At 61.0% G+C, this 9190-nt stretch carries 8 protein-coding genes and 1 pseudogene; 3 read left to right on the top strand and 6 right to left on the bottom strand.

The annotated features are described in order from the left end of the window. The coding region (locus tag PG5_RS15970; protein WP_042955438.1) for a sulfite exporter TauE/SafE family protein at nt 1-676 on the top strand (676 nt) is incomplete at its 5' end. Nucleotides 677-723: 47 nt separating this feature from the next. Here PG5_RS15970 and PG5_RS15965 read toward each other — a convergent pair. From PG5_RS15965 to speF, 3 genes are read right to left on the bottom strand one after another with little or no spacing between them, the layout of a single operon-like run. Next, entirely contained in the window at nt 724-1629 is a 906-nt protein-coding gene (locus tag PG5_RS15965; protein WP_020798145.1) for an amino acid ABC transporter substrate-binding protein, read from the bottom strand. A gap of 48 nt (nt 1630-1677) precedes the next feature. Next, nucleotides 1678-3018 carry a putrescine-ornithine antiporter gene (gene potE, locus PG5_RS15960; protein WP_020798144.1) on the bottom strand — a complete coding sequence of 447 codons (1341 nt, stop codon included), beginning with the start codon at nt 3016-3018 and terminating at the stop codon, nt 1678-1680. Between the two features lie 33 nt (nt 3019-3051). Next, entirely contained in the window at nt 3052-5238 is a 2187-nt protein-coding gene (gene speF / locus PG5_RS15955; RefSeq protein ID WP_020798143.1) for an ornithine decarboxylase SpeF, read from the bottom strand. Between the two features lie 279 nt (nt 5239-5517). On the opposite strand from speF, the gene PG5_RS15945 reads away from it, so the two are divergent. After that, a complete protein-coding gene (locus PG5_RS15945; protein WP_020798142.1) occupies nt 5518-6267 on the top strand; it encodes a tetratricopeptide repeat protein in 750 nt (249 codons plus the stop codon). Between the two features lie 21 nt (nt 6268-6288). Here the strand turns inward: PG5_RS15945 and PG5_RS34910 are convergent. Continuing rightward, nucleotides 6289-6360: pseudogene (locus PG5_RS34910) on the bottom strand (VOC family protein); the annotation flags it as partial. Between the two features lie 148 nt (nt 6361-6508). Between PG5_RS34910 and PG5_RS15940 the strand changes: the two are divergent. After that, nucleotides 6509-7072 carry a DUF4174 domain-containing protein gene (locus PG5_RS15940; RefSeq protein WP_020798141.1) on the top strand — a complete coding sequence of 188 codons (564 nt, stop codon included), beginning with the start codon at nt 6509-6511 and terminating at the stop codon, nt 7070-7072. 207 nt (nt 7073-7279) lie between these two features. Here the strand turns inward: PG5_RS15940 and ampC are convergent, their stop codons facing one another. Both ampC and PG5_RS15930 read right to left on the bottom strand, forming a co-directional pair. Next, complete coding sequence (gene ampC / locus PG5_RS15935) at nt 7280-8404, bottom strand: class C beta-lactamase (RefSeq protein ID WP_052024694.1); 1125 nt, start codon at nt 8402-8404, stop codon at nt 7280-7282. Between the two features lie 38 nt (nt 8405-8442). Continuing rightward, a complete protein-coding gene (locus PG5_RS15930; RefSeq protein ID WP_020798139.1) occupies nt 8443-9180 on the bottom strand; it encodes a Crp/Fnr family transcriptional regulator in 738 nt (245 codons plus the stop codon). Nucleotides 9181-9190 lie beyond the last annotated feature (10 nt).

Raw genomic sequence — 9190 nt, 5'->3', positions numbered from 1 at the left:
CGGCATCAACCCGGCCACCGCGGTCGGCACCGATTTGCTGTACGCGGCCATCACCAAGTCCAGTGGCGTGCTGGTCCACAGGAAGAACAACAATATCGACTGGTCGATCACCGGATGGTTGACCCTCGGCAGCGTGCCGGCGGTGATGTTGACGTTGTGGTTCCTCAGCAGCCTGAACGAAGCACCCGACGCGATGAACGCGATCATCAAGCAGGCCTTGGGTTTTGTCCTGTTCGCCACGGCGCTGGCGATCCTGTTCAAAAAGCGCCTGCTCGACTTCGCCCACAAGCGCGCCGGAGGCAACTACAAGCCCAGCGGCTCGCGCCTGAATGTCCTGACCGTAATCACCGGCCTGGTGCTGGGCACCATGGTCGCGCTGACCTCGATCGGCGCGGGAGCCCTGGGCACCGTGGCGTTGTTTATCCTCTATCCGTTGTTGCCGACCCGCCGCCTGGTCGGCACGGAAATCGCCCACGCCGTGCCCCTGACCCTGGTCGCCGGCCTTGGCCATGCGAGCATGGGCAATATGGACTGGCACGTGCTCGGTTACTTGCTGGTCGGTTCGTTGCCGGGGATTTACCTGGGCAGCCACCTGACCGGGCGCATCTCCGATGAATGGTTGCGCCCTTGCCTGGCGACGATGCTGGTACTGATCGGCTACAAACTGGCGTTCTAATCAATGTAGGAGCGAGCAGGCTCGCTCCCACAAAAAAACCATGCAGTTCAAGGCAATGCATACACCTTGAACAGCTTTTTCATCGTCTCGTTGATCCCGCCCAAGTACTTGTCGTAAGCCTGCTCAATGGCGCCGGAACGATAGGCCTCGCTCAGTGCCATATCCACCAGCAGGCGGAAGTCCTCGTCACCGCGTTCGACGATCATGGCTACCGGGGCGTACTCGAAGATGCGGTCCAGGACCATCAGGTCATTGTTGGCGCCGCCTTTTTCCACCTGGTTTTTCAGAAACATGCGTTCGGCGAAGAACGCATCGGCCTTGCGCGCGGCCACCAGCCCGGCCCCTTCTTCGGTATTGGCCACGGTCACCAGCGAAGCGATCACGCCGAGCATGCGCATCTGTTCGCGAATCCAGTCTTCGACTACACCGCCCTCGATGGTGGCAAAGGTCTGGTTGGCCAGGCCGCGGTTGATTGTCGCCCGCCAGGTCGGGCCGGGGATAGCTTCCTTGCCGTTGAGCGCGTTGAGCAGCGGTTCGGCGGCATCCTTGCGCACCAGCACCGAGAGGCCGGCGGTGTATACCGGTATCGAGTAACTGATGGTCTTGCGCCGTTCGAGGGTAGGCGGGGTGGGGGTGCAGAGGATGTCGACCTTGGCCAGTTTCACCGCGCTGGTCTCCTCGGCAGACGTGACGGGCTGGTAGCGCACCTGCAGGTTGGGCAGGTCGAGTTCGGTCTTGAGCTTGTCGGCGATCTTCAGGCACAGGTCGATGGCATAGCCGCTGGCCTTGTCGCCCTGCGCAACGCTGAAGGGCGCCAAATCAGGCACGTAACCCAGGGTAAAGGCGTTGCTGGCGCGTATGCGCTCCAGGGTGTTGGCACCCGCCACCATGGGCAGCGCGGTAAACACCAGGGCGAGCAGCAGGCGTGTGGTTTTTGCAAAGGGTGCGTTCATGTCCGGTTCCCCCGTGTAGGAATGTCGGTGCAATCCTGGTTGCGATGCCTAAACATTGCCGGTCCTGGCCTGGACGGCGGCTGGCACGTCGACGAAACGCTTGGCGAGGAAACCATAGAGCAGGTAACCCAAGGCGAGCACCAGTGTGCCGCCAAATACCGCATCCTTGCCGCAGGCATACAGGGCGTACAACGAGTAGGCCACCGCCACCAGCAGCACCACCAGGTTGCGCGAGTACACCGCGGGCCCCACTTGGGCTTTGTGCATGATCACCAGCAAGCCGGTCAGCGCCGTTATGTAGGGGATCAGGTTGGTCACCGCCGCCAGGCTGACCAGTTTGCTGAACTGCGCAGCGGCATCGGGTGAGATGGTCGACACGGCCATGACTGTCTGCAACACGCCGCAGACGATCATGCCGATCACCGGTGCGTTGCTGGCGTTGACCTTGCTGAACAGCTTCAGGAACAGGTTCTGGTCGGCGGTCATCTTCGCCGTTTGTGCCAGGGTGAATTGCCAGCCCAGCAGCGAGCCAACGCAGGCCATGATCGCCAGGGCCATGACGATGTTACCCACCAACGGGTTGAACATCTTGGCGTAGACCAGCGCGAATGGTGCCGAGGAATTGGCCAGCTCGGCATTGGGAATGATGCCCTGGATGACGGTGGTCGACAGCACATAGACCGTGGCGGCGCCCAGGGTGCCGAACAGGCAGGCCAGCGGTACGTTGCGCTTGGGGTCTTCCACCGCATCGGTGGCCTGGGCTGCCGACTCCATGCCCAGGAAGGCCCACAGGGTCAGGGGGATGGCCTTGCCGATGGCTTCGGAGATGGCCAGGTCGTTGGGGTTCCAGGCGGCTTCCAACAGTTTGGCGTCGAACCAGAACCAGCCGATGATACTCAGGCCCGCCACCGGAATGATCACGCCCCACACGGTGAAAGCACCGATCTTGCCGGTGATGCTCGGGCCGCCGAAGTTGGCGATGATGGTGATCCAGATCAGCGCGACCGTGCCGACGAACAGCGGGATGGCACCACCGCTGAGCCAGGGCAGGAAGGCGCTCATGTAGCCCACCGCCGAGATCGCGACGGCGACGTTGGCAATCGCCAGGGACAGGAAGTACAGGTACGAGCAGAGGAAGAACCCCGACTTCGCATGGGCTTCCTCGGTGTAGGCGGACAACCCGCCGGACCGTGAGCAGAACACCCCGCACTGGGCGAAGCAATAAGCGATGGCCATCGAGCCGATCGCCGTGAAAATCCACGACAATAGCGAGACTGCACCGAGTTGGGCCATGTTGGTGGGGAGCATGATGATGCCTGAACCCATCATGTTGACCGTGACCAGCGTGGTGAGCCCCATCAGGCTCATTTTCTTGCTTGAATCAGCCATCGCACACTCCTTGCCCTGTTCAAGTGTCGCGGATCAGGTCTTGAGCACATACCCATAGGCACGGGTACGGCCACTTTGCTCTTGCAGATACACGCCTTGCAGTTCCGGGGTGAACCCGGGCAACGCGTTGATGCCTTCTTCCAGCGCCAGGAAATACTTCAGGACCGCACCCCCCCAGATTTCCCCCGGCACCACGCACAACACGCCGGGCGGGTAGGGCAGCGCGCCTTCGGCAGCGACACGGCCATCGGCATCGGCCAGCGCGACCAGCTCGACATTGCCACGGATGAATTCGATTTGAGCCTGTTGCGGGTTCATGGCTTTTTTCGGGAAGTGCTCCTTGCGGAACATGTCCTTCTGCAATTGCTGCACGTTATGGCTGCGGTAGAGATCGTGCATTTCCTGGCAGAGCTGGCGAATCGTGTAGTTGCGATAGCGGTCTTCAAAGCGTGCATAGATGGCCGGCAGTACCCGGCTCATGGGCGCGTCATCGCTGATGAACTGTTCGAAGCGTGCGAGTTGCGCGGCAAGATGGGCCATCTTCGCCCAGTCTTCGGCGGGCGTGAGCAGGAACAGGATCGAGTTGAGGTCGCACTTTTCCGGAACGATGCCGTTCTGGCGCAGGAAGTTGGCGAGGATGCCGGCGTGAATGCCGAAGTCGGTGTAGCTGCCGTCAATCGGGTCAATGCCGGGAGTGGTAAACAGCAGCTTGCAAGGGTCGATGAAGTATTGCTTGTCGGCATAGCCGGGGAAGGCGTGCCAGCGATCCTTGGGATGGAATTCGAAGAAGCGCAGGTCGCTGGCGATGGCGTCGGTGGGGTGATCCTGCCATGGGCGCCCGTCGATGGTTTCCGGCACGAACGGGCGCACCAGGGTGCAGGCTTCCAGGATCAGCTTGCGCGCGTTGATGCCGAACTTCACGCAGTCTTCCCACAGGCGCAAGCCACTGCGCCCGGCGTGGATACGCGCGTTCACATCCAGCGAGGCGAACAGCGGGTAGAACGGGCTGGTGGAGGCTTGGGCCATGAACGCGTTGTTCAACCGCGCGTGATTGCAGTAGCGCGGCTGGCCCTTGATGTGGCGGTCCTTCTTGTGGATCTGCGACGCCTGGGAGAAGCCGGCCTGCTGTTTGTGCACCGATTGAGTGACGAAAATACCCGGGTCGTCTTCACCCAGTTCGAGCAGCATGGGCGAGCAATCCTTCATCATCGGGATGAACTGTTCGTAGCCCACCCACGCCGAGTCGAACAGGATGTAGTCGCACAACTTGCCGATGCGGTCGACCACCTGGCGAGCGTTGTAGATGGTGCCGTCATAGGTTCCCAACTGAATGATCGCCAGGCGAAATGGCCGCGGCAGCCGGGCCTTGTCCGGGGCGACTTCATTGATCAGTTCGCGCAGGTAGTTTTCCTCAAAGCAGTGGGCGTCGATGCCGCCGATAAAGCCGTAGGGGTTGCGCGCGGTTTCCAGGTACACCGGCGTGGCACCGGCCTGGATCAATGCGCCCTGGTGGTTGGATTTATGGTTGTTGCGATCGAACAGCACCAGGTCGCCAGGCGTCAGCAGGGCATTGGTGACCACTTTGTTCGACGCCGATGTGCCGTTGAGCACGAAGTAGGTCTTGTCCGCGTTGAACACTGTCGCGGCATGCTTCTGCGCCTGCAGGGCCGGGCCTTCGTGGATCAGCAGGTCGCCGAGCTTGACGTCGGCGTTGCACATGTCGGCGCGGAACAGGGTTTCGCCAAAGAAATCGAAGAACTGGCGGCCGGCGGGGTGCTTGCGAAAAAACTGGCCGCCCTGGTGACCGGGGCAGGCGAAGGTCGCATTGGCGGCCTCGGTGTAGTGCTTGAGGGCGTCGAAGAAGGGCGGCAACAAGTTTTCTTCGTAGGCCTTGGCGGCGGTTTCGAGTTGGTTGCCGTAGTACTCGGCGTTGTAGCTGGAGAGGTCGAACACACCGTTGACCAGCAGGATTACCTCGTGCAGGCGCTTGTAGACATCCAGTGCCCGATTGCCGGCACCGCCGCGAGGCACCACCAGAAACAGCGGGATGTCGAAGCCTGTTCGTTGAATGGCATCCAGCGCGCCACCCATTACATCGTCTACGGTCAGCACCGCGGCGGCGACATCGGTAAAGTCGGTCTGATCCAGGGCAACAATCGGGCGAGAGGTATGGAAACAATTCAGGACGGCATCGCTTGCAGCAACTTTCAAAACATTCATGCCCAGTGGCTCCTGGTCTGTTTTGACGATCTGTCATGGCAGGCAAACTTGCCCAGTTGGGTATAGTTCATTTTTTTTAAGCTGAAAATTTTAATGATCTTTATAAGTCCAGGGATTGACTGGAAGATTGACGAGTCGAACACGGCGTGAAGGGGGCGTTGCCTCGGGAACTTCATGGCGATAACCGGGTCAACAGAGGCCCTGTATCGGAGTTTCCGAGCAGTGCTGGTGGCCTGCTTTCATGGCAGTGCCGTCCGAGATCAGCCGAGTCTGCCCCTGATGCCAACCAAGCGTTTTCTGCCGAGCCTCATCCTGGCGTGCTGCGCCATCGCGTCGCTTTACTCGCAGGCTGGCGAGCGAACAGCGCCCGCGCAAAGTAACAGCGCATCCACCACCCTGATCGAAACCGCCTCTCGCCAGTACGAAAATGGCCAGTTGGACCAGGCCGCAGCCACGCTGGAGCGTGCCCTGCATATCCAGCCGAACAATCCCGCGACCCTGCATTACCTCGGTGTGCTGCGCCTGCAACAGGGGCAATATCAGCAAGCTGAAACCCTGGCGATGCGCTCGAACATGCGGGTTGGTGGCAATGTCCAGTTGCGCAACCGCAACTTCCAACTGATCCAGGCGGCGCAGCAGGCCCAGGCTTCGGGGACCCCACCCAAGGCCCAGGAGGACCTGCTCGCCTTGCAGAAGGCACGCGAGGAGGAGGCGCAAAGTCGCCGCGAAGCAGAACTCGCCGCGGCTGGAGCAGCCTTGGAGAACACGGGGCCGCTTGCCGGCAATTTCGCTCGGGTGGCCGACTCTGCGGCGACTGCCACGCCACGGCCAGAAGGACAATTTCAGGTGGCTGCCGCCGAGCCAGGGCCCGTGTCCGATGAGATTGCGATTCCACGCGGCCATTGGCCACCGCCGGGTCAATGCCGCATCTGGTTTCCTGATCGCCCACCGGGCCACCAGCCCCCCGCCGGTAGCTGCAAGAAGCTGCGAAAACGGGTTCCGCCAGGCGCCTTCATGATGCAGGGTTGAGTGGCCGCCAGGGAAGGGGCCTCATTCGCGGGTGAAGATCTCCAGTAGATGCCCATCCGGGTCGTCGAAATACACCCGCCGTCCTCCGCCATGGCTGCCCGTTTTCAGATTAGTCCAGCCTGTTGCGCAATGACCGCCCTCGCCTAAGCTTGGAGCAAGGCGAAACACATTTGCCGAGCGTCACCGGAACGAACGCCGCGATGCGCAATCATTAGAGCGTGGATATCAAAAGGAGATGCGCATGCTCATCAGGTCACTGACCCTGGCTACCTTGCTGGCGATTGCCGGCCCCTTGTTCGCCGCCGATGGCGATTCACCTCTGGATATCGACAAGGGCAGGGCCCGGCCGCTGATCGTGATTGCCCCGAGCACCGTCGACCCCGTCTGGGTCAACCTGAAAAAATCGCTGGAAGATCCCGCCAACAAACAGGGTGTCGCTGACCGCAACATCAGGGTGTACAGCGTGCTGAACATGTCCGGCCAACTGGACGGCAAGGACCTCGGCCAACAGGACACCATGGCGTTGATCCGTGCGCTGAAACTGGGGGCCGGCGCCTTGCCCAAAGTGATCCTGGTGGGCAAGGACGGCGAGAAGAAACTTGAAAGCTCAGGGGAAGAATCCAAGTCGGTCGACCTGAAGAAAATCTTCGCCACCATCGATGCCTTGCCGGCGACCGAGAAGGAAGCCGCGGCCCCCACGCCTCCGCCGGTTGCCGAAACCCCACCGCCCAAAGGGGCTGCCAAGGCCGCCAAAAACGCCAAGCCGGCAAAACCGGCCAAGCCACCGGAAATGCCGGATGATTAGTCTGGGTGGCGCTGGAAACAGGTTTTCCAGTGGGTGGGGAGTGACTGGTAAAACGGGCGCTGGACAACATCGCCCCCCCGCAATAGCGCTAATCCTCTGTAGGAGCGAGCATGCTCGCGAAAAACTCGAGGGCGACGCGGAGCATCTGGTTTTACGCGTTATCGTTCACGACCATCGCGACGGTGCGACGATTCGACATGCTCGCTCCTACAGGGCCAAAGCGCTCAGAATCTGATGAGCAATCTTCACCCGCTCTGCATTCGGATAATTCTTGTTGGCCAGAATCACAACTCCCATGTCCTTCGAGGGCACATACGCTACATAAGCCCCAAACCCACCCGTCGACCCGGTTTTGTTGAGTAACAGATTCCCTGACGGCGCTTGCGGCGGATTCAGCCACTGCACTTGATGCGCCTGCATGGCCATTGGCGTCGAGTTACCCGCCAGCAGTCGATCCAGTGTGATCGGGTAACGGTACATCTCCCACCCCAGTCCCTGGGTCATATCACCGACGCTGTAGTAACCGGTATGGGTCAAGGCGATAGCCTGTTGCAAGGGCTTGTCCAGGCTGGCCGGTTTGAGGTTGGCCTGGACAAAACCAATCAAATCCGCCGCGCTGGTTTTCACCCCGTAGGCTTCGGCATCCAGCGCTCCCGGCCCGACCCGCACGGGTTTGTCCGCCTTGTCGTAGCCCTGGGCATACAGCGCCATTTGATCCTGCGGCACCTTGGTCCAGATGTGTTTCAGCCCGAGTTGGGGCAGCAGGGTGTTTTCCATGGCGTCATCGAAGGGCTGACCCATGGCCTGGGCGGCGAGGTAGCCGGACAACCCGATGCTGGGATTCGAATACAGCCGTTGGCTGCCGACGGGATATACCGGTTTCCATTGCTGGTAGTAGCCGAGCATCTTATCGGCCGAATCCGCCTCGGCAGGAAATTGCAGGGGCAACCCGCCGGCGGTGTAGGTGGCTAGCTGCAACACACTGATGTGGTCGAACGCGCTGCCGCGCAAAGCCGGCAGCACCTTGCTGGCCTTATCGGTCAAGGCCAGTTTGCCGGTGGCCTGGGCGTAGGCGATGAGGGTGGCGGTGTAGGTTTTGCTGACCGAGCCAATCTCGAACAGGGTGTCTTGCGTCACCGGCTTGCCGGTCTCTTTTGACGCTATGCCATAGTTGAAATATTGCTGTTTGCCGTTGACGGTGACGGCCACGGCCATGCCGGCAATGCCCTGGGCGTGCATGACGGGGCGCACGGCGTCGCTGACGATCGATTCTAGGTGATCCTGCGCGAGCGACTGGCCTGCCGCCAGCATCGCGGCACAAACCGCTAACATCTTCAATCTGCCTGGATTGAGGGTGTCCGTCACGGGTTTCACTCCTTTGGTTTGTCGCGCCGTATCGGAAAGTAGGGCAGCAAGCGTTCGGTTTCTCTCTTGACCACGGCGTAACATTCGCAACTCAGCTCCTCCAGACGAGCCCTGTCCAGGACCTTGATGTGTCCCCGAGTATATTCGATGACGCCCAGGCGCTGTAGCTTGCCGGCGGCGTCGGTCACGCCTTCGCGGCGTACGCCAAGCATGTTGGCGATCAGTTCCTGGGTCATGGTCAGTTCATTGCCCGGCAGGCGGTCGAGCGACAGCAGCAACCAGCGACACAGCTGCTGGTCGATGGCGTGGTGACGATTGCACACCGCCGTCTGGGCCATCTGCGTGATCAGTGCCTGGGTGTAGCGCAGCATCAGCAGCAGCATTTCTTCATGGCGGTTGAACTCGTCCTTGAGTTGCTGGCCGGGTAGCCGGAAAGCTTGCCCGGCACTTTGCACAACGGCTCGACTGGGTGTGCTTTCGCCGCCCATGAACACGGCAACGCCGATCAGGCCTTCGTTGCCGACCACCGAAATCTCGGCGGAGGCGCCGTTCTCCATCACGTACAACAGCGACACGATGGCGTCAGTGGGGAAGTAGACATGCCGAAGGGCGCCACCGGACTCATAGAGCACTTCGCCCAGTGACAGTTCGACAGGCTCCAGGTGGGGGAGCAGGCGTTCCAGCGCTGGCGCCGGAAGCGCTGCCAGGAGGTAGTTCTGTTGTGGCTTGGGTACGACAAACATATCAGCCACC

This window comes from Pseudomonas sp. G5(2012), assembly GCF_000408945.1.
Classification (GTDB): Bacteria; Pseudomonadota; Gammaproteobacteria; order Pseudomonadales; family Pseudomonadaceae; genus Aquipseudomonas; species Aquipseudomonas umsongensis.
Note: the sequence above shows the minus strand (reverse complement) of the source record. Positions and strands in the feature narration are given on the sequence as shown.

Excerpts from the sequence above, each read along its gene's own strand:
- PG5_RS15965 (WP_020798145.1), bottom strand. The coding sequence starts at position 1,629 with ATGAACGCACCCTTTGCAAAAACCACACGCCTGCTGCTCGCCCTGGTG.
- potE (WP_020798144.1), bottom strand. The coding sequence starts at position 3,018 with ATGGCTGATTCAAGCAAGAAAATGAGCCTGATGGGGCTCACCACGCTG.
- speF (WP_020798143.1), bottom strand. The coding sequence starts at position 5,238 with ATGAATGTTTTGAAAGTTGCTGCAAGCGATGCCGTCCTGAATTGTTTC.
- PG5_RS15945 (WP_020798142.1), top strand. The coding sequence starts at position 5,518 with ATGCCAACCAAGCGTTTTCTGCCGAGCCTCATCCTGGCGTGCTGCGCC.
- PG5_RS15940 (WP_020798141.1), top strand. The coding sequence starts at position 6,509 with ATGCTCATCAGGTCACTGACCCTGGCTACCTTGCTGGCGATTGCCGGC.
- ampC (WP_052024694.1), bottom strand. The coding sequence starts at position 8,404 with ATGTTAGCGGTTTGTGCCGCGATGCTGGCGGCAGGCCAGTCGCTCGCG.
- PG5_RS15930 (WP_020798139.1), bottom strand. The coding sequence starts at position 9,180 with ATGTTTGTCGTACCCAAGCCACAACAGAACTACCTCCTGGCAGCGCTT.